This is a genomic window from Wolbachia endosymbiont (group A) of Portevinia maculata (genome assembly GCF_964028525.1).
Taxonomy (GTDB): Bacteria; Pseudomonadota; Alphaproteobacteria; order Rickettsiales; family Anaplasmataceae; genus Wolbachia.
On the sequence record NZ_OZ034786.1, the window covers coordinates 994,921 to 1,013,910 of the forward strand.

Below are 18,990 nucleotides of genomic sequence, written 5' to 3' on the forward strand. Positions count from 1 at the left end.
TTGTTATATTTGAGGAATATTTAAAGGGTATTTAGTTGATGCGCATTCAATTGAATAAAGTTTTGGTTTTTATAGCCTTATTAAGTTTCATTTTTGCATCATATTCTAGCGAAGCTTCGGTGAGTGATGAATTAAAGGATGTACAAGAAACAGTAAAAGATTTTATTTCTTCATTTTCAATTAAAGATACTGTAGAAAATATGAGTCCTTCAACAATCATAGGGTTATGTATAGCTGCGGTGATACTTGCAGTAGTGTTCAGAGGTCTAATCTTTTTTATGATAATGTTTGGTGTACTGATCATGATGTTTGGTAGTACAGAAAAGGCAACAGACTACTTAAAAGAAAAATTTAATTTTGCAAAAGATATAAAATTACAATCCGATAGCGAAAAAAAAGATAAAAATTAAGATAGTATTTTTATCTTTTTTAATTATCTTTATTGAATACGCATATGCAGCTAAAAGTACAAGCAATTAACTCTAAGTTTGAAAAAAAGAACAACTTAGCATTACTAGAGAGCATTGATTTAGATTTCATTCCTTATGCTTGTCATTACAATGAAGAAACTATACTAACAAAACAGGGAGAGTTGTTAAAAATAATCAAGTTAGAAGATTATTCTTCTGTTGATAATTACAGCGACCTTAGAACTGAAATTAGAAAAAGCATATCAAAAAATATTAATAGCCTATATTTTACCGTTTGGATTCATACTGTCCGAAAGCGCAATAAATTGAGCTTAAAATGGAATAAAACTGAAGACTTCTCTGATAAGCTACATTCAGCGCGGTTTGATAAACTCACTGATAGTAAATTACAGTATATAAATGAATTATATATTGTAATATTGTTTAGCGATTTTGGTAAGCATACTAATAATTCATTTTTTTTTAATAGAATAAAGAATAAGCATAAGCTGTCTTTACAAGAAAGCCACCAGGAGTTGCAAAAGATAACTGACTTAATTCACGATGATTTAGGACCTTTTGGAGCTAAAAAACTGGGTCTAAGATTTAGTGAAGGTAAAATATATTCTGAAATGATAGAATTTCTCCACTATATTGTTACATTAACGCACAAAGATTATCCAATACATGAAAGGGACCTGTCGCAATATATTAGAAATTTTAAAATAGCTTTTGGTTTCAATACGTTTCAGACAATCTTTGAAAATCAACAGAAATTTGGCTCTGTTTTCAGCATAAAGGAATACCGAGAAATCTCCTTAGGCAATATAGATAGGTGCTTGCAGCTTGAATCTGAATTTATCATTACAGAAATAATGATATTTACTAGTAATAGTAAGGCAATAAAAGAATTTAATAAACAAATTAACATGCTGCAAATTAGTGAGGATAATACCTTACTTAAAAGCTCAGGAATTGAAGAAATAATAGAGCTTGAAAAGACCTCTAGTCTAGACTTCTGCCAACAGAAAATTATTTTTACAATATTTGCAGACGATAGGAATAAGTTAGCCGAAAATATTAGTGATTTATCTTCTATAATGTCATTAATTGGCTTCATGATATTTAGAACTGATCTACATATGGAAAGTCATTTTTGGGCACAACTTCCGGGCAATTTTACCTTTATTACACAACCGAAAAATATATTAGCAAAATATGCTTGCAGTTTTGCTATGCTGCATGATTTTACGTCAGGTACATTAAAAGGAGGAAGGTGGAAAGAAGCGGTAACAGTTTTTTTCTCAAAAGAAGGAAATCCTTACTTCTTTAATTTCTATGGAAAAAGAAATAATGGCCATACTACGATACTTGGAGCTCCAAATTCAGGCAGAACTTCACTCATTAATTTCCTATTATCAGAATCAAGAAAGTTTAACCCAAGAATTGTCATATTGGATAACACTGGAAAGTCGATAATTTTTACTAAAGCAGTGAGTGGTAAATATTATATAATCGATCCGAAGTATAAGGACAAAAGCCTAAAATTTAATCCACTAAACATTGAAGATAGTGCTTCTAATCGCAATATGTTGGTTGAACTGATCAAAAGAATGGTAGCCGATACGAGCTTGGTGGACGTAGAAGAAAAGATAAGAAAAATTGTGGATTCTATATTTGCTATACCCAAGGAGTCACGTTCTATTGCGCAAATTTCTGAGGTGCTTTTGCTCCTCGGGGGTAAAATAAGTAGATGGTGTGACGGTGGTGAGTTTGCTTACTTATTTCAAGATGGTAATGAATCAGATATTGACTGGGAAACAAAAATTATATCTCTCAACACCGCAAACCTCACAAAACGAAAAGAATGTATGTCCGTGATACTTTACTATTTTTTATATTCTTTTGAGGCAAAATGTGATGGCTCGCCTGCAATACTTGTTTTGGATGAAGCATGGGAGATAAGTAATATCTTTCCTACAGAGAAAGAGTTTGATAACTGGATGCAAAGAATGACGGAACTAAATGTTGTAGTAATCCTAAGTACTGAAAACTTAAACCTCGCATTTGCTAGCAAATTTACTCAATATTTAGATAAACATGTTGATACAAGGATCTTGATGCCAAACGTCAATGCAAATAGGTTATACATGAAAGCATTTTCTTTATCGAAAGAGGAGCTGAATATAATTCTGCAGACGCCAACACAGGAAGGTTTATTTTTGATAAAGCAGTATAAAGGGTTAGTAACTTCAAATTTAGATTTAAAGAATATGCAAGAAATACATGTACTTTCAGCTAACAAAGAGACGATAAAGTATATGTACGAGGCAATAAAGGAAAAAGGAGAAGAAGTTAATGAGTGGTTACCGGTGTTTTATGAGAAGTGTAAAGCTTAATTTCTTATTGATGTTCTTTTTGATACTTGGTCTTTCGTATCAAGGATATGCTGATTGTCCGAATTTTGTAACGAGTAATACTTGGTTCGAAGCAATAGTTAGCGGAGATTGGGTAAAAGAAATTAAAGTACAAGCAATAAAAGATCAAGGAGTTGATGGCTATTTTAATCCTAAAATTAGAGTATGTGCTTATGATGGAAAAAGTTATTGTTATGACTTACAAAGCGGGGAATCCTGCCGCCAAATATATGGAACACAAAGTACAGGTGGGGGTGTTTCTGCTGCAGCTTTTATTGACTGGGGAGGGGATAAAATGCTGAATGGTGGAAAAATTCATGGACAGGTGACACGGGGTCTTGAGTGGGAATGGGCAGATGGTGTTACTGATGAGGAAAAAAGAAGATTCGCTAACTCTCCTAAAATATGCGCTTGCAGTCAAAAGGGTGCTTGTATATCAGGTATTTCTGCATGGGGTTCTAGAGTTTTTTCAGGGGAAAATATCTTTCGCCCTGGAGAAATGGAAAATGTTTGTGATACTTGCTATCAGGAAAAAGTAAAATGTGCCCCTGTGCCACTTGCACCTGGCCCCCCTCCGTTCTGTGAGCAACTTGCGATGTCACCTCCACAAGTTAGAATTGTTCCTATAACAGATGAAGACAATGATTACTTTAACCCTAAAGTTAAGGTAATCATTGGTGATCTGAAAGGAGGAGACGGAGAGATTGGAGAAAAATTAGATTTCCCTAAAGGGTATGGAGAAGATAAAGCTGAGTGGCGCTCTATTTTAGACAAAGATGGCATCACGTACTACTTCAAAACTTATAGAGAAAAAGATAAGCTCTGCGCTGAATACCTTGGAACTCAAAGTATAGATGAAAAAAATCCACAGTTCGTCCGCTGTTTCCCGGCACCACCTACTCCAGAGCCTGAAGTAGTAGAGATAGTAAAAAGTAACACGCCTGGAAAACAGAGTAACACGTTAAAGATAAGAATGAAGATGAGTGAGAACACTTGTACTTATGAAGCACGTGGAACCTACAGCAATGGTTTATGTACTTTTAATGTTAATGCTGGTTCTTCTACAAACATTGGCCCTCTATCTTTAAAGGTAGTAAAACCGAGAATAGTTAAAAAAACAACTGATAGTAATAACGAAAAAAGTTATATTGATAATATTATAGAAGGTATATTAGAAAGTAATCCGCAACAATTTAAAGTTCTGAAAGAATATGACTATGTTCCTGATATTGAAACAGAATGTAAAGAGTTTCAAGGAAATAAATGCAAATTGAACAGCTTAGGACAACCAGAAGTAGAAATAAAATATAAAGAAAATTCTAACAGTAGAATGCTTTGTCTTTCTGGATGGCAGCCAGAACCAGAAGAGTTTGTTCTTGAAAGAGAAAATAAAATAATACCACTAAAATTAATGGGAACAAAATATATTAAATACAATGCTGTTTATTCAAAGGAATCAAATCGGTTCTATTATCTTCCAAGCAAGGAAAGGGAAACAGTCGACCTCTTAAAAATAAAAAGACTTCAAGATCAGTTGGATAAAATAATATTTAATAAGCAAGGGTATGTTTTCTTCCCTGACGACAATAAACAGGAAAAGGGGAAATGCAGTTACTGTGTAAAAAGAAATGATGAGATAGACAAGGCATTTAAATCTGGTAAAGGACTGAAAGTAGTATACAAATTGACGGATGTAGAGCATAGAGAAAAATGTAATCAAGGTGATGATGGTTGCATCTGCTCTGATGGAAAATGCAGCCGTTCAAAACAATATTTGAATAAAAATGAAAATGATAAGCCATTCTACTTAAGGTATGAGGAAGTGGATTGTAAAGATAAGGATGATAAAGTATTAAGAGATGAAAAAAATGAAGTACAAAAGTGTACACAATTAAAAGATCAACTGATTAAAGCAGATAGAACAGAGGTCTTTTACGCTGATAAATTGTGTAGGTTCGATTTAGAAGGTCTCAAAAAGAAATTAAAAGAAAAATTAAAAGAGATAATCAAGGAACAGCTGAAAAATAAGAAACCAGATCTTGAAAAAAATAATGAAAAATCCTATGATCATGAAAATAAAGATGTTTATACAGATGACTTATCAATAAAATTTGATCGTGTTGAAATAGAAGCGTGGGGAAGTGGTGAAGCAGGTCATATAAAAGATACACCTATTAACTGCGAATCTTCTGTATGTTCCACTGAAAGTAGAGCAGGAATGCCAGGCGATTATATTAAAGCTAAACTGAAAATTGACCCTAATTATCCTGTAATTAAGGTGAAAGTTACAGAGGGAGGGGGTAACCAGGAAAATAACTCCTCAGATAAGGACGGAGGACCTATTTTTATAAAAATGTGTCGTTCAGACAAACAAGATTGCAAGCCATTAATCACTGTTGCAGGTGGAGGTATGTATAGAACATATGGTCCTGAACGTACAAGTTATCGGGACACAATAATTCATGAACCGAGTTTAGAGTTAGAAAAAACAGTCATACCAGCAAGTGCATTGAAGTCTACTGAAGATAATAAAATAACATATATAGAAGATGGTCAAGTCAAGTATGAAATAATAGAGTGTGGAAGTGGTTTGAGAAGCAGTAAACCTGGTGCAGGTGGTTGCATTTATAAAAGCAAAGAAATTTATGGTAAAGGCTCTCCAGGGTATGTGAAGATTAGACCTATTATAAAGGAATTTGACAAAGAAGAAATAAATGATGCTATTGAAAAAGTGACAAGAGATCTATATGATCTTGAAGCTATGACTGATTTTTCGACGAAGGACCTTAATGTGAATATAAGAGAGAAAGTTGAAGAGGAAATCAAAAAAGAATTGTTAAGGTAAAAAGATATAACTCTGAAAATTATGCTCTCGTTTTAATAATTAATTAAAGTAAAGCATGTAGTAAATGGTGTATCTTAACAAAAAGGTATAACGAATGTAGGAGGGTGCTTTATGTCTCTAAAGAATAAAATTTCTGAGCTAATAGAACAACAATTTAGCATTAAATACCATGACAATTATTTGGCTACCACTATACATAAGTGGGCTGCAAATGAAATATCTAATTCTATTGCTTTTTGCATAATTGGTTGTGGAAATTGCAAAATTGGATATTAAGATGTTGCAAATTCATTCAACATAACAAAAGAAGAAATTGATCAAGGTAATATTGCAAGCATAGAAAGCAAAATAAAAAGTGAAGCTGAAAAATCAGGTAGTGAGTTTCTTAAGTTGATTTCTAGAATGGATCAATCGCTAAGAGAACAAAGTGAAAAGTCTATTGTACAAATTTTAAACTCATCTGCTGAGGAGATGTTACAGAGTTTTTGTGACAGCACTATATGGCAAAATAATTCTCCAGAACCTCAAGAAGTTAGTGCAACTCCTGCTTCATCTGAAGAGTCTGCTACAGAAGGTCCGGAAACTAGTGTTAATCCAGATCCTTTATCAACCTAATCAACCCCATATATATGTTTTTTTTGTACCCATGCTTTACGTTTTGGGGTGGAAAGAAAGCACCATTCTTCGTTGCATTTTTCTATTTTCATTACAACGAACTTGTCTATTTTCATAGTAATCTTGCTGTCTACACTCTGTTTTTGATATCCATAAGTATCTTCTTTTATCATTGCGTGGTGCTTACCACTAAGCAGATTGCCTTTTATCCATCCGCAGTCTTCATCTATATCGCAGACCTTTTTCCAACTCTCAAACTCTTCTATCACTTTCAGGGGCAGATTTTTGCAAGTGTATATCCATTTTACAGGATAGTGAAACCCTGGCCCTGTTCTCATGTTGATTTTGTTTGACTTTGTTGAAACAAAGTTATTAGCAAACAAGCTATGACTAAATAATAAAAACAATAGGATAATAGTACTGAACCAAGATCCCAGTGTCACGCACTGGGATGACGTGAGGGATAGTGTAACAGACTTATTCATCATAATTCACGATTAGATTGACATAAGATAAAGAGTAAATTAAAAATTGAATAGATCTTTAAATGCAAAATCAATGCCTATAGAAATATTAATGCCTGCTCTTTCACCGACAATGAGCAAAACTGGAGGAAAAATTGTCAAGTGGCATAAAAAAGAACAAGACAAAGTTGAAGTAGGCGACGTAATTGCTGAGATAGAGACTGATAAAGCCATAATGGAGTTTGAATCTATAGATGAAGGAGTTTTAGCAAAAATTTTAGTAACAGAAGGAACAAGTGGCGTGCCTGTAAATCAACCAATAGCTTTAATGCTGGAAGAAGGAGAAGATGAAAGTGCACTTAACAACTATACTTCAACTTCCATCAATAGTGCAGTTAAAAAGGAAGTGACAAAAAGTGCTGTTGATAATCAAAAATCAGAACACCAAGATTTAAACGGAAAGCCAACAAGTCATTCTTCGGTGTCATTCCAGCGCGTGACGCTGGAATCCAGAAGAAAAGAACCAGTGTCAGCTACTCAGATGACAGAGGGTTATGTAGAAGGTAGAATAAAAATAAGCCCATTAGCTAAGAAAATAGCTCAAAATGAAGGGGTTAATGTGCAGCAATTAAAAGGTACAGGACCATATGGTCGCATAATTAAGGCTGATGTGTTGGAGTCTTTAGGTAGTGGTACACGCATTGAAAGTCGTGAAAGGCCCGAGGAAGATACCATGGTTGAAGTAAGCAATATGCGCCAAGTGATAGCACAGCGCTTAACTGAATCCAAACAGAATGTTCCACATTTTTATTTAACTGTAGACTGCCAGGTTGATAAGTTAATATCGTTAAAAAACGAGATTAGCTCAGCAGATGAAAATAACAAAGTAACAATTAATGACCTAATCATAAAAGCTGCAGCTTTCAGCATGAAAAAATTTCCTGATATAAATTCTTCGTGGATAGATAATAAAATACTTAAATACTCGAATGTAGACATTTCAATCGCTGTGGCACTTGAAGATGGGCTAATTACTCCTATAGTAAAAAATGCTGATAAAAAGGGTATTTTATCTATATCAAAAGAAGTGAAAGATTTAGTAAGCAGAGCAAGATCTGGAAAATTAAGGCCAGAAGAATTTCAAGGAGGTGGGTTTACTATTTCCAATTTAGGAATGTTTGGTATAAAAGCCTTCAGTGCTATAATCAATCCGCCGCAATCTTGCATTATGGCAGTTGGTGCATCCAAAAAACAACCAATTGTTATGAATGAGAAAATAGAGATAGCAGAAATAATGACAGTAACACTTTCTGTTGACCATAGAGCAGTTGATGGAGCATTAGGAGCAAAATTTTTAAATGCCTTTAAGCATTATATAGAGAGTCCTCTGGCGATGCTTATTTGAAACCTATTAGCATCGTTATTACAAAATTAATACCTCTAAGTTTATAATTCTACTAGTTAATAGGCTTAGAGGTAAAAAAATGAATACTACAGTAGAAAAAAATAATCCAAAAATTTTTCCTAAAAATGAAGGAAAGATTAACTCAAAAGGCATGGTTGCCCCACCGGTACCACCAAGAGCACCAGAGACCAAGTTATCGTCGCAGAATGAGTTAGAAAAAATAGTAAAGCTTAAGAAAGTTGCTCCACCTGTTCCTCCGAAATCTTCCCAAGCTAAATTTGCTGGAATAAAAGCGATTTTTGAGCGAAATGCATCTCATTCCCAAGCAAATGATAGTAATAAAACAGTAAGTAGCAATCTTGGAAGAACATTTGGCCCAACAATGCAAAAACTCATGAAAGACAATATTCATAGCACTTCTAACAAACAACGCCGTGATTCAGGGGATAGTGGTATCAGTGATGTTATACCAATTCCCACTATGTAAAGAACAGATAGACAATAATGGGAAAGAAGTGATACTAAAGTAGATAAAATAGAGAGGTATAAATGGCATTAAGGTCAAAACTATTAGACGAAAAAGTTGTAAATTTGGCGAAAGAAATGTTAAAAAAGGTCAGAAATAACGCATATGTTTCAAAAAAGTTACAAGCGGTGATAGTAGGAAAAGAAAGTAGTATAAGCGCTGTGGCAAGAATATGTAAAATTTCAAGGACTGCTTTGACTGAATGGATAAAGCATCTAAAATTTGGTAGAGTAGAAAGATTATTTGCCCCGTCTCAACGGCGAAGGAAAAGCAAATTAAACAAAAATCAACGTGAGCAAATTGAAATATGGGTAGAAAGAAATCCAAATATTACTATTAAGGAAGTGCAAATAAAAATCTCAGAGGAATTTGGCCTAAACATTAGCAAATCAACAGTGCACCGTGAGATACAAAGGATGAAATTTTCTTACATAACACCGAGGCCAATTCACCATAAACAAGATAAAAAAAAGCAAGAAGAGTTTAAAAAATACTTCAATAAAATAGTCAATTCCCACCCTGAAAAGGAGGTATTTTTTTGATGAATCACGATTTGGAACTCATTCAAAAATCGGACACGGATGGTTTAAAAAAGGGGTCAGAACGCAGGTTAAAATGAAAATTGGTAGACAAAATTTCTATATCTACAGTGCAGTAAATCCAAGAAGTGGTAAGAAAATTAGCCTACTTGCTCCATATGTAAACACTGATTGTATGAATATATTTCTGGAGCAGATGTCGAAAGATTTAGGCACGAAAAAAGTCTTTCTTGTAATGGATTGTGCAGGTTGGCATAGATCAAAAAGTTTGAAATTTCAGGAAAACATTACCATTATATACTTGCCTCCTTATTCACCGGAACTGAATCCTGTTGAGAGGCTGTGGCAATATATCAAACACAATACTTTACGCAACAGAGTCTACGATACCATAGGCTTACTTGAAGATGTTCTGTGTAATTTTATTGTCAGTATTTCCAGCACTACTATTAAACGAGTTTGTAATGTTTCTTATTTGTTCGATTAGTAATGGAATTTGGTATAATATTACTAGGAGTAACAGTAAGGAAGACCTTCGTAAACCTGATGCTTCACATAATGACAAATCTGCAGGTAAAAAATTATCTAATGTCAACGTAAGCGAATTAATCAGAAAGTTTGAACAAGGTAATAACATAGTAAAGGGGCGTTAATCAAATATTACCCTATCTTTGTATATGCAAAGGTAGGGTATCTTTTCAAAATATTATATCCTTTATAGCTTTGTTAATTTTTGATTCCTTCTCTGCAAAAGCAGCTTCTAGAGAGGTTTTAAGTTTTTCCCATTCCTCTTGACCATTTAGAATTAAAGATTTATATTCATTTTCAATTTTTTCCAATGCTCTTTGACATGAGGAATCTAACTCCTCATACAAATCAGTATTTACTGATTGCAGTATTACCAAAAACGAAAACAAATTTGGAGCAGGTAATTCTTCTCTTGTGTAATTCAGAAGACACAGCTTTATTTTTTTTACGCAGTATTCTATTGTTTTTAACGATAGTAAAAGGCTTTCTGCATAAAATATAAAACTATCTACAATCAAATTTTTTGACTTTTTCGGTAATTTAATATTTTCAAATAGTTCTTTTGTAAATTTTTCTATCGGTTGCTTCGGTAAATGTAAAGAGAGATCAGTAAAAGATTTTAGGTCAAAATTTGGTCCAAGTATCGTGCTAATGGCTTTATGCACATTGCTCTTATCTTTACTTACAGAAATAATGAAAACCAGCCCCTCCACATCAAGCATATACTTTATAGATTCCAAAAAATCGACAACGAATTTAGGGCGGCACACATCAAGATTATCCACCATTATATAAATGTTTTTGTCTTTTCTAATTCTATTAACTACTTTTGCCAATTGTGTTTTAAAATCCTTAATGTTTTCTTCTCTTCTTTGAAGAGTATTCAACTCTCTCAGTACAGAACCAATATCTTTCCTATCAGCCTCTTTTGTAGCGTCAAGCAATACGGAAAGCATAGCAAGTGGAGATTTACTAATCAGCTTTCCTAGTGTGTTTAGAGAAAATAGTTCTTGATTTATGTTCTTGAACTGTTGTATAACGCTTCTTTTTACTTCATACGATGCAAATAAATCTTCAAATAGAAAATTTAAAAAAGAAGGAAGTGGTTGATCCAGTGCATTGATATCCCATGCGTTATAGTAAGCTGCAATTTCATTTTGCTGTTTTAACTCTTTTACCCACTCTTTCAGAAAAAACGTCTTACCCCATCCGTCATATCCTTCTAAAGATATTATTGTAAAAAACTGATCAATCGTTTTAATTATAGTGTTGAATTTGCCTGAAAATTGCTTATAGTTTAGACGGTCATTTTCCCAAGCCGCCACTTGAAGTGGTGGCGCTGTTTCTTTCTTCTTGAACGTTATTAACGATGCAAGTTTTTTTAAGCACATACCTTATTTTATATTTAACTCATATTCTTGTCTTGAAGTGAGGGCTGCTTTTAACGTTCCTTCATCTAGATAGTCAATTTCTCCGCCCATTGGTATGCCGCAAGCAAGACGTGATATTTTCACATCCAAATTTTTTAGCAATTCAATTATATATTGTGCAGTAACTTGACCCTCTAATGTCGGATTAATTGCAATAATTATCTCTTCAACTTTAGATTTTGTCACTCTTTCCAGAATAGTATCAAGGTTCAGTTCTTTTGGACCTATGCCGTTTATTGCAGACAATCTGCCCCCCAAAACATGGTATAAACCTGAATATATATTTCCTTTTTCAAACGCCCATAGATCACCCAATTCTTCTACTACACACAGTAACTTAGTGTCACGTTTTGGGTTAGTACAAATAGAACAAGGTGATTTAGTATCTAGATTTCCGCAAATCTCACATTCTACTATAAGATCTGCTAGCTCTTTAATCAAAGATACAAGTGGTAGCATAACTTTCTCTTTGTTTTGGAGTAAATGTATAACCAACCTGCGTGATGATGATGGTCCTAAACTTGGCAATTTAGAAAAAGCATGAACTAGATTCTTTATGTTAATGTTCATTCAATAAATTCAGAATAGTTCATCAAATGGTAACATCAAACCCTTTGTAAAGAAAGTGGTAAGTTTCTCTTGATCCCACTTTGATTAGCTATAGAAAAAATTTTTTACTCTAATGCAAAAAATTACTTCCGCACACTTAAAGCCTGATTATAATAGACTTCTTGCATAACCCAAACTAAGTAGAAAAAAGGTATAGCTGACCCAAGCGAGACGTCATACCGCCGCAGTATCTCTAGATCCCGCTAACAAGTAGCGGGATGACTACCCCTACAACAACATTGCAAGTATTGATTTTTCTCCCCATGAGAAGAGTCTGGAAGCTCTTTCACTCTAAACACGATGTTCACATCCTCAAAATTAATCTCAATTCGCTTAACTAACGTTCTAATAATATCACGTTTAGTTAGCCAGTCTGCATTATCAAGACTTGAGTTAATACTAGAGGAAAATCCCTCTAAATTTGTTACTACTAGAGTGAACTCTTGTGTGAGTTTTTTCTGATCAAATGTTTTTTTCTTTTGTTCTTCAACCATTTTTAAGTTTTGTTTCATTGCTTTAATTCTTGGCTCAAATTCTTCTTGATCAATATATTCTTGAGCATCACTATCAATTAACCTTGCAATACCACGTTTTAATTTATCTTCTTGTGCTTCAAGCAAAGCGCTTTTTTGATCTAGTGGTAAGTTCTGAAAGTCTTCGTTTATACTCCTCTAATATTCTATTCGGATTTTTTAATAGATGCTTTACTTCTTCCCACACAGCTATGTCTAATGTATCTGTACGAATTAATTTGTTGTTACACATTTTATTACCACCAAAACGGCGTGCCAATACAACGATAATACACCTGATTATTAGTTTTTTTCCCTCCTTATTCCTTGCAGTGCTAGTACCATAATATGCATAATTACAAAGCTTACATACTACTAAACCTTGCAATAAATATCTTGCTCCTCTTTGTCTTGTTCTTGCTATTTTTCTATTCTCTGCTAATTGTTCTTGAACTATATCAAATAAATCTTCGTTTACTATACTAGGTACTTTAATATAAATCCAATCCTCTTTTGGAACAGGATAAGTAGAATAATTATCTTTTGGTTGCTCGCAGGAGTTTTTTTTGGTCTTATATGTTTTAATTTTACGCCTAACCTTGTTTTACCAAAAGCTGCTTGTCCTCTATAAGCAGAGTTTTTTAACATACTCAAAACTACAGCCCTATCCCAATATTCTTTTCCTGTTCGCGTCATAACGGACATAGCACTTAGCCCACGACATACTTCTCCTATACTCGCTCTTTCTCTTCCTACCCAAAAAAATACTTTACGCACAACTTCAGCTTCTTCTTCATAAATTTCAAATAAGGCTTGTCCTGTCTCTGTATTTTTATTTATATAATGATAGCCATAAGGAGCAGCTCTCATTACACTTATATAACCCTTATTGGCTGCATAAATCTTTCCTCGGCAGCTTCCTTCCATGATTTTTGCACGTTCATATTCTGCTATCATACCTTGCATTTGTAATAGTAATTGAGATTCTGGATGGCTTTGTTGCATAGCACTTATAGGCATACAAATTACAGTAAATTCATGTAGCTAATTTAAACTTGGCCATACCTATGTTAGTAAATACATTAAGCAAATAGCACTTAATAAACAGCTCTTTTTCACGATTTATCTCTGATTTGTTTTTCAAGCTAAACCCAAATATTTGCTTTAACCTATAGAAAAATGCTTCAATATAAGATCGTGCTCCATACTTAACTTTCTTCTTCCACTCATTAATACCATCCTCGTAGCTCTCATATGATCTAATTTTACTAATGTACCTGTTTCTTGCTAATAAATAGTCAGCTAAACAAATTTTAGTATCTTTTCTAGGTCGAATAATAGGGATAATATTGTATTTTCTACATTCTCTATACACACCTCTTATATCATAAGCTGCATCTGCTCGAATAGAATGAATGTTATACTTATTGCTGATTTCCTTTAACATATCACAGACCGATAAATAGTCCGGAAAAACGCCATTAGTGTACTTTATGCTTATTGCTTTCTTATTGTTTATGTTTAAAACAACGTGTAGTTTTCTTACTTGATCATAACGATTGTATTTCCTTTCTCGAACATTAATTTTACTATGGCCACCGTTGTTATTGTAGATGCTAACTCTTGTGCTATCTATAGCAATTTCAATATTTTTCCGATCACATTTGTCAATTCTACAATCATCAATTTTCAAGTTAAGCTTTTTGAATCTTCTGGAAGCTTGTGTATAGCTGATAACCTTAAGGTTTTTGCCTATTTGCATCATATAACCTTTCACAAAACCTACAGCTTGCCTTAGACCAATTCTAAAAAGATGAACTATTATATGTATTAAAATCACAACTTTATCACTATAAATGTTATTGCCACCCGAAACTCTTGGAGTATTTTCATACCAATTTTCTATAGCTTCGTTAACAAAATGAAAAATATTTCCTCTTTCTTGAAGAAACTTATTATATTCACCATGATTGCTTACTCTCATTTTTTGCGACATGTTCCCATTAAAATGCTTATTTTACTAAAATCTGTTGGTAACCATATATTTAAAAGAACTTTTCTACCTCCATTACCACCCTAAAATACTCTAGCTATGCAACAAAGCCATTCTGGATTATCGCTAATTAAAAAAAATGACTTCTACTCCTAGTTTCTTGAACTCTTCAAGTAATACCATCTGATATGCATACTTGCGAGATAAACGATCAGGAGAATGAATATAAACCTTATCAATGCTACCTTCTGCTATTTTATCACGTAATTTTTCTAAACCAGGACGGATTATATTAGAACCATTATCAATAAATTTATATTCATTTAATAATTTATGTCCGTCCATACTAATTTGATTCTCTATAGCAGCAATTTGACTTGCTATTGTACCTTCTTGTGCTTGTCTCCCTGAAGAAACTCTTGCATATAATCTAACTGTTACCATTTAACCCTCCTCAAATCTACTTTCTTACATTCAGAGTTTTCTTCCTTTTTGCTCACTTTTATTGGTTTACTTAACACTAATTTTTCATATGCATCTAATAGATACAACTCTGCTAATCTATTCACTTCATAACTACAACGAATACAAACTATTAATTTCTTGTTGCCCATTAGCTCTCCCATTTATTATTCATCGAGACATATGGTTATTTGATCACTAGCTCTATAAATAAATTCAACTCTCTGTTCTTTTTGTAGAAGCTTTCGGGAAATAGTTTTCTCAAGTTTCAGATTTCTTCCAATATTGTTGGCGGAGTCCCTACGTCATACCGCCGCGGTATCTCTTAGCCGCTAACAAGTAGCGGGATGACGATTCTTCAAATCGTCAAGGTGTCATCCCAGTGCCCTGACTACTTGGATCCAGAAAACTTAACTTTAAATAAGTGGCTGCATAATAAAGACTAGATTCCAGCGTCACGCGCTGGAATGACACCATTTTCGGTCTCTTAAGTTGCTTTAGCTACAAACATTAAGAAATTTACCAAATAAAAAAAAAGGCAAAGAACTCCCGTGGTGCGAGTTTTGACTCTATATTACTGTAAGTGGCGCTGTAATAATGTGCTAACGCTTAAAATAAGCGCGATTTGGCTGAATGTAGAAAAAATAAAAAAGACATGCAGCCGCTATAATTTTATGTAATCCGCCAATAAATACCCTGAGTTTTTTACTGAATTTTGTCATTGAGCCTGCAGGTCAAAAACAAGTTTTGAGTCATAAATACCCTTATTATCATAATAAGGGGACTGGCGAAACTTGTAAAGTAATTTTTTGCAATATCAGGGGATAATTTCGACCATAAACCCCTACCAATAAATTTTAACAAAAATACTTTAGTGCATTTTCAAATATAAGCATTCCATCACCATATTTTGGCACAGCAATACCTAAACGCTTGCTCTTTTCTTTTTCAAGAGGCCAATTATCTTGCTGAGTAAAAAATATTCCCCTCTCTGGATGGGGCATTAAAGCTAGCACTCTTCCACTTTTATCTGATAAAGCTGCTAGGTCGTATGTAGATCCGTTCGGATTGTAAGGAAATTGTAGGTTAGCATAGTTGCCATTTTCATCAATGTAACGTAATGCGGTGGAATTGCTCTCAATCAATTGGTTCAAAATATCTTGATCCATAAAAAATTTGCCTTCCCCATGAGCAATAGGGAGATATAGTTCACTCAGGCCCCGTAGCCAAACAGAATTACTCTGCGGATTAACTCCCACTCTAATCCAACGGCATTGATAATTGCCTATATCATTATGGATTAAAGCTAGACTAGAGAACTCTGGAATTAATTTTACTAATATCTGACAACCATTACATATTCCTATAATCAGCTTGTCCTGAGATAAAAACTCTTGAAACTCATCCAACAAGTTGTTTTTAATACGTAAAGCAAACGCATTACCAGCACCAGTGTTATCACCATAGGAAAAACCTCCTGGAATTGCAAGTATATTGCTTAATTTCAGTTCACTTGGATTATCTATGATATCATTAATGTGAACGATTTTTACTTCAATATTACTAATACCAAGTTTTCTGCTGCATTCCATAAATGCAAATGCGGTTTCTTTTTCGCAATTTAAGCCATAACCAGATAGGACTGTGATTTTCATGAATTGCTAAAAATTAAAAAATTCGAATTTCTTTTTTACAAAATTTGCTACTAAATTTAACGCAAATAACACCAATAATAAAGCTATAATTGCAATAGCAGCAAGTTCAATAAATGCAATTTCAGGACTACTTGACCATATGTATATTTGCACAGGCAGAACAGTCGCCGGATCGAAAAAGGACGTAGGTGTATCAGCAATAAATGCCACCATACCTATCATAAGTAAAGGGGAAGATTCACCTAAAATCCTTGCAATTGCAAGCACAGTACCATGTATTATTCTTGGTAACGCAATCGGTAAAGAGTGATCTAATATCACCTTGATGTGAGGCGCACCGAGCGCAAACGCTGCATCTTTTATCGTAATAGGAACATTCGCAAAGGCATTTTTTGTTGCAATTATAATATTAGGTAACATCATAAATGAAAGAGTCATTCCACCAACAAGTGGTGAAGAGCGCGGTAGCCCAAATATGCCAAGATAGAGAGTTAAGCCCACTACACCAAATATTATTGAAGGCACTGCAGCAAGATTATTCATGCTAATTTCTACAATATTAGTCATTAGCCTATTTTTAGGAATAAATTCGTAAAGACAGATGCCCGACATAATTCCTATTGGTAATGCTAATGCTAGGCACACTATAATTGTCATTAATGAACCGATAAATGCCCCTAAAATCCCTGCATTCTCAGGTTCACGAGAGTCAGATTTAAGGAATAAAGACTTATTAAAAAATTTTTTCACTCTCCTCTTTTCTTTTAGCCAATCAAGTAATTTAGCATAACGATCATTCAAATGTTTATCTTTATTTATTGAATTAATTATACTTGACGCGGTAAACCAGATCTCATATTCACCACTATCTTTTACTTTCTTACGAAAAAATTTCTCTAGTTCTTTGTAAGAATTACGACTTAAAATTTCGTCACTGTCTTTAAAATCAGTTCCTTTAAACACCTTACGTAAAGAATCGTTGAGTAAGCCAATGGACTTATACCGCAAATCACTAGGATTATTTGTTAAAGTAAGATCAGCACTTATTTCAATTGGCAATAAAATTTTCGTTACTGTTAAGGCACTGTAAGAGTTAACTAATATACTCAACAATATACACACAGGACAGCCAAGTGAAATAACTAGTGCCGTGAAAGAGCAAAAGCGTAACGCTCTGTTCTTTTTATTTTTCCTTTTTATACGAGCATGTACACGCCTTGACTGAAGTAATTTAAGGAATTTTTTCTTTATACTCATTTATTTTCCCTGGATCCTATCGTCAAGCCCACAGCTGTACAAACGTCCAGTTTAATAAACGTTGATGTCATTCCAGTGCTTGACACTGGAATCCAGTTATAAAAATATTTACAAATCAGGCAATTGGTAACAGACTCCATGCTAAAAATAACATCCATGATATAGAATAAGGTAGATCCCAGTATCAGCTACTTGGATGACACTGGGGAAGTGCTGGGATGACACAATTGACATCACTCCCTATTGTATCTACTTAGATTTCTTTTTAACATAAGTAGTACGCTCTTTGATCCTTGCAGCTTTTCCAAATAGTTTGCATAGATAATACAGTTTTGCTCTACGAACCTTTCCTTTTCTTGTCACTTGCACTGAAACCAGTGCAGGAGAATAAACAAAAAATTGAGACACTATACTTTCTCCATGGCTCACTTTTCTGACTGCAAAAGAAGAATGCAACCCGCGGTTCCTTTTTGATATACATACACCTCCAAATATCTGTATACGTTCACTTGCACCGTCAACTACTTTAAAAGTGACCTTCAAATCATCACCAGGACGAAATTCTGGTATTTCTTTAGCTAACACTTGCATTTGCTGTTCGTTAAATTTTTTAAGTAAATTTGTCATTTATCTCTCCATTCAATAATTCAGGCCTACGCTTTTTTGTTATAACATGAGACTGCTTCTGCCTCCAATCACTTATTTTTTTGTGATTGCCAGATAACAAAACCTCAGGTACTTTATATCCCTTCCACTGCTCAGGTCTAGTATATTGAGGATATTCAAGCATACCACCATCATAACTAAAACTTTCTTCAATAATACTATCGGAATTATTTACTACACCTGGAAGAAGTCTAATGCATGCATCGAGAACCACCATCGCAGCTGGCTCACCTCCTGAAAGTATATAATCTCCGATACTTAATTCATAAGGAGTATACGCATCAATTATCCTTTGGTCAATACCTTCAAATCGACCACACAATATTGTTATATGAGGAAACTCTAATAATTCTCTGGCAATATTCTGATTAAACTTAGTTCCAGATGGAGTCATGTAAATAAACTTAGTGTTTTTATGAACAGAGAGCATACTATCTACTGCATCACCAACTACATCAGAACGCATAACCATTCCTGCTCCACCTCCATATGGAACATCATCCACAGTTGAATGTTTATCTTTCGCAAAAGAACGAATATTTATTACTTCAAGGTTCCATATTTTTTTTTCTAACGCTTTTCCGGCAAGAGAATAGTTCAAAAACCCGGGGAACATTTCTGGAAATATGGTTAATATTGTAACATTGAATGCCATTA

22 protein-coding genes are annotated in these 18,990 nt (G+C 33.9%); 9 read left to right on the forward strand and 13 right to left on the reverse strand.

All coding sequences use genetic code 11. The features are described 5' to 3' along the window. The first annotated feature begins 38 nt into the window (after positions 1-38). The 5 genes from ABWU36_RS04925 (at position 39) to ABWU36_RS04945 (ending at position 6,287) form a co-directional block, all read left to right on the forward strand. Positions 39-410: a hypothetical protein gene (locus ABWU36_RS04925; protein WP_187297371.1), complete on the forward strand. Its 372-nt coding sequence runs from the start codon at positions 39-41 to the stop codon at positions 408-410. Between the two features lie 44 nt (positions 411-454). Then, positions 455-2,809 carry a type VI secretion protein gene (locus tag ABWU36_RS04930; RefSeq protein WP_353273085.1) on the forward strand — a complete coding sequence of 785 codons (2,355 nt, stop codon included), beginning with the start codon at positions 455-457 and terminating at the stop codon, positions 2,807-2,809. Further along, positions 2,790-5,672, forward strand: a complete 2,883-nt coding sequence (locus tag ABWU36_RS04935) for a hypothetical protein (RefSeq protein WP_353273086.1) — start codon at positions 2,790-2,792, stop codon at positions 5,670-5,672. Before ABWU36_RS04930 ends, ABWU36_RS04935 begins: the two co-directional genes overlap by 20 nt. 111 nt (positions 5,673-5,783) lie before the next feature. Beyond that, complete coding sequence (locus tag ABWU36_RS04940; RefSeq protein WP_265016560.1) at positions 5,784-5,948, forward strand: hypothetical protein; 165 nt, start codon at positions 5,784-5,786, stop codon at positions 5,946-5,948. 126 nt (positions 5,949-6,074) lie between these two features. Next, positions 6,075-6,287, forward strand: a complete 213-nt coding sequence (locus ABWU36_RS04945) for a hypothetical protein (RefSeq protein ID WP_253307210.1) — start codon at positions 6,075-6,077, stop codon at positions 6,285-6,287. On the opposite strand, the gene ABWU36_RS04950 is transcribed toward ABWU36_RS04945, so the two are convergent. Then, positions 6,284-6,775 carry an SH3 domain-containing protein gene (locus tag ABWU36_RS04950; protein WP_353273087.1) on the reverse strand — a complete coding sequence of 164 codons (492 nt, stop codon included), beginning with the start codon at positions 6,773-6,775 and terminating at the stop codon, positions 6,284-6,286. The genes ABWU36_RS04945 and ABWU36_RS04950 overlap by 4 nt on opposite strands. A gap of 70 nt (positions 6,776-6,845) precedes the next feature. Here ABWU36_RS04950 and ABWU36_RS04955 point away from each other — a divergent pair, with 70 nt between their 5' ends. The 4 genes from ABWU36_RS04955 (at position 6,846) to ABWU36_RS04970 (ending at position 9,874) form a co-directional block, all read left to right on the forward strand. Further along, positions 6,846-8,156 (forward strand): pyruvate dehydrogenase complex dihydrolipoamide acetyltransferase, encoded by a 1,311-nt coding sequence (locus ABWU36_RS04955; RefSeq protein ID WP_253310000.1) that lies wholly within the window; start codon positions 6,846-6,848, stop codon positions 8,154-8,156. A 79-nt stretch (positions 8,157-8,235) separates the two neighbouring features. Beyond that, positions 8,236-8,643 carry a hypothetical protein gene (locus ABWU36_RS04960; RefSeq protein WP_353273088.1) on the forward strand — a complete coding sequence of 136 codons (408 nt, stop codon included), beginning with the start codon at positions 8,236-8,238 and terminating at the stop codon, positions 8,641-8,643. A 62-nt stretch (positions 8,644-8,705) separates the two neighbouring features. Then, a protein-coding gene (locus ABWU36_RS04965; RefSeq protein ID WP_353272868.1) for an IS630 family transposase occupies positions 8,706-9,708 on the forward strand; the annotation gives its coding sequence in 2 pieces (ribosomal slippage) (positions 8,706-9,215 and positions 9,217-9,708; 1,002 coding nt in all). Further along, a complete protein-coding gene (locus ABWU36_RS04970) occupies positions 9,686-9,874 on the forward strand; it encodes a hypothetical protein (protein ID WP_353273089.1) in 189 nt (62 codons plus the stop codon). The genes ABWU36_RS04965 and ABWU36_RS04970 overlap by 23 nt, the downstream gene beginning before the upstream one ends. A gap of 45 nt (positions 9,875-9,919) precedes the next feature. Here ABWU36_RS04970 and ABWU36_RS04975 read toward each other — a convergent pair whose 3' ends face one another. The 12 genes from ABWU36_RS04975 to trmD form a co-directional block, all read right to left on the reverse strand. After that, a complete protein-coding gene (locus ABWU36_RS04975) occupies positions 9,920-11,140 on the reverse strand; it encodes a P-loop NTPase fold protein (RefSeq protein WP_253307213.1) in 1,221 nt (406 codons plus the stop codon). Positions 11,141-11,143: 3 nt separating this feature from the next. Continuing rightward, entirely contained in the window at positions 11,144-11,743 is a 600-nt protein-coding gene (gene recR / locus ABWU36_RS04980; protein WP_253310001.1) for a recombination mediator RecR, read from the reverse strand. Positions 11,744-11,991: 248 nt separating this feature from the next. Then, positions 11,992-12,408 carry a hypothetical protein gene (locus tag ABWU36_RS04985; protein WP_253307214.1) on the reverse strand — a complete coding sequence of 139 codons (417 nt, stop codon included), beginning with the start codon at positions 12,406-12,408 and terminating at the stop codon, positions 11,992-11,994. Next, the gene (locus ABWU36_RS04990) at positions 12,401-12,688 is read right to left on the reverse strand and encodes a zinc ribbon domain-containing protein (protein ID WP_253307215.1); all 288 of its coding nucleotides are present in this window, start codon (positions 12,686-12,688) and stop codon (positions 12,401-12,403) included. Before ABWU36_RS04990 ends, ABWU36_RS04985 begins: the two co-directional genes overlap by 8 nt. A gap of 89 nt (positions 12,689-12,777) precedes the next feature. After that, the gene (locus ABWU36_RS04995) at positions 12,778-13,320 is read right to left on the reverse strand and encodes a recombinase family protein (protein ID WP_353273090.1); all 543 of its coding nucleotides are present in this window, start codon (positions 13,318-13,320) and stop codon (positions 12,778-12,780) included. Between the two features lie 16 nt (positions 13,321-13,336). Beyond that, the gene (locus ABWU36_RS05000) at positions 13,337-14,296 is read right to left on the reverse strand and encodes an IS5 family transposase (protein WP_353273051.1); all 960 of its coding nucleotides are present in this window, start codon (positions 14,294-14,296) and stop codon (positions 13,337-13,339) included. A gap of 123 nt (positions 14,297-14,419) precedes the next feature. Next, on the reverse strand, positions 14,420-14,737 hold the full coding sequence (locus tag ABWU36_RS05005; RefSeq protein WP_264687852.1) for a recombinase family protein: 318 nt from the start codon (positions 14,735-14,737) through the stop codon (positions 14,420-14,422). Beyond that, on the reverse strand, positions 14,731-14,907 hold the full coding sequence (locus tag ABWU36_RS05010; RefSeq protein ID WP_264687851.1) for a hypothetical protein: 177 nt from the start codon (positions 14,905-14,907) through the stop codon (positions 14,731-14,733). Before ABWU36_RS05010 ends, ABWU36_RS05005 begins: the two co-directional genes overlap by 7 nt. A 705-nt stretch (positions 14,908-15,612) precedes the next feature. After that, positions 15,613-16,410 carry a phosphoribosylformylglycinamidine synthase subunit PurQ gene (locus ABWU36_RS05015; RefSeq protein WP_264687850.1) on the reverse strand — a complete coding sequence of 266 codons (798 nt, stop codon included), beginning with the start codon at positions 16,408-16,410 and terminating at the stop codon, positions 15,613-15,615. A gap of 6 nt (positions 16,411-16,416) precedes the next feature. Then, positions 16,417-17,667, reverse strand: a complete 1,251-nt coding sequence (locus tag ABWU36_RS05020) for a PstA family ABC transporter permease (protein ID WP_353273091.1) — start codon at positions 17,665-17,667, stop codon at positions 16,417-16,419. Between the two features lie 249 nt (positions 17,668-17,916). Beyond that, on the reverse strand, positions 17,917-18,294 hold the full coding sequence (gene rplS / locus ABWU36_RS05025) for a 50S ribosomal protein L19 (RefSeq protein ID WP_253307222.1): 378 nt from the start codon (positions 18,292-18,294) through the stop codon (positions 17,917-17,919). Continuing rightward, positions 18,278-18,988, reverse strand: coding sequence for a tRNA (guanosine(37)-N1)-methyltransferase TrmD (gene trmD, locus ABWU36_RS05030; RefSeq protein WP_264328690.1), 711 nt, complete (start codon positions 18,986-18,988; stop codon positions 18,278-18,280). The genes rplS and trmD overlap by 17 nt, the downstream gene beginning before the upstream one ends. Positions 18,989-18,990 lie beyond the last annotated feature (2 nt).

Coding starts and splice junctions, on each gene's coding strand:
- ABWU36_RS04925 (WP_187297371.1), top strand. CDS start 39: ATGCGCATTCAATTGAATAAAGTTTTGGTTTTTATAGCCTTATTAAGT.
- ABWU36_RS04930 (WP_353273085.1), top strand. CDS start 455: ATGCAGCTAAAAGTACAAGCAATTAACTCTAAGTTTGAAAAAAAGAAC.
- ABWU36_RS04935 (WP_353273086.1), top strand. CDS start 2,790: ATGAGAAGTGTAAAGCTTAATTTCTTATTGATGTTCTTTTTGATACTT.
- ABWU36_RS04940 (WP_265016560.1), top strand. CDS start 5,784: ATGTCTCTAAAGAATAAAATTTCTGAGCTAATAGAACAACAATTTAGC.
- ABWU36_RS04945 (WP_253307210.1), top strand. CDS start 6,075: ATGGATCAATCGCTAAGAGAACAAAGTGAAAAGTCTATTGTACAAATT.
- ABWU36_RS04950 (WP_353273087.1), bottom strand. CDS start 6,775: ATGATGAATAAGTCTGTTACACTATCCCTCACGTCATCCCAGTGCGTG.
- ABWU36_RS04955 (WP_253310000.1), top strand. CDS start 6,846: ATGCCTATAGAAATATTAATGCCTGCTCTTTCACCGACAATGAGCAAA.
- ABWU36_RS04960 (WP_353273088.1), top strand. CDS start 8,236: ATGAATACTACAGTAGAAAAAAATAATCCAAAAATTTTTCCTAAAAAT.
- ABWU36_RS04970 (WP_353273089.1), top strand. CDS start 9,686: ATGTTTCTTATTTGTTCGATTAGTAATGGAATTTGGTATAATATTACT.
- ABWU36_RS04975 (WP_253307213.1), bottom strand. CDS start 11,140: ATGTGCTTAAAAAAACTTGCATCGTTAATAACGTTCAAGAAGAAAGAA.
- ABWU36_RS04995 (WP_353273090.1), bottom strand. CDS start 13,320: ATGCCTATAAGTGCTATGCAACAAAGCCATCCAGAATCTCAATTACTA.
- ABWU36_RS05000 (WP_353273051.1), bottom strand. CDS start 14,296: ATGTCGCAAAAAATGAGAGTAAGCAATCATGGTGAATATAATAAGTTT.
- ABWU36_RS05005 (WP_264687852.1), bottom strand. CDS start 14,737: ATGGTAACAGTTAGATTATATGCAAGAGTTTCTTCAGGGAGACAAGCA.
- ABWU36_RS05010 (WP_264687851.1), bottom strand. CDS start 14,907: ATGGGCAACAAGAAATTAATAGTTTGTATTCGTTGTAGTTATGAAGTG.
- ABWU36_RS05015 (WP_264687850.1), bottom strand. CDS start 16,410: ATGAAAATCACAGTCCTATCTGGTTATGGCTTAAATTGCGAAAAAGAA.
- ABWU36_RS05020 (WP_353273091.1), bottom strand. CDS start 17,667: ATGAGTATAAAGAAAAAATTCCTTAAATTACTTCAGTCAAGGCGTGTA.
- rplS (WP_253307222.1), bottom strand. CDS start 18,294: ATGACAAATTTACTTAAAAAATTTAACGAACAGCAAATGCAAGTGTTA.
- trmD (WP_264328690.1), bottom strand. CDS start 18,988: ATGGCATTCAATGTTACAATATTAACCATATTTCCAGAAATGTTCCCC.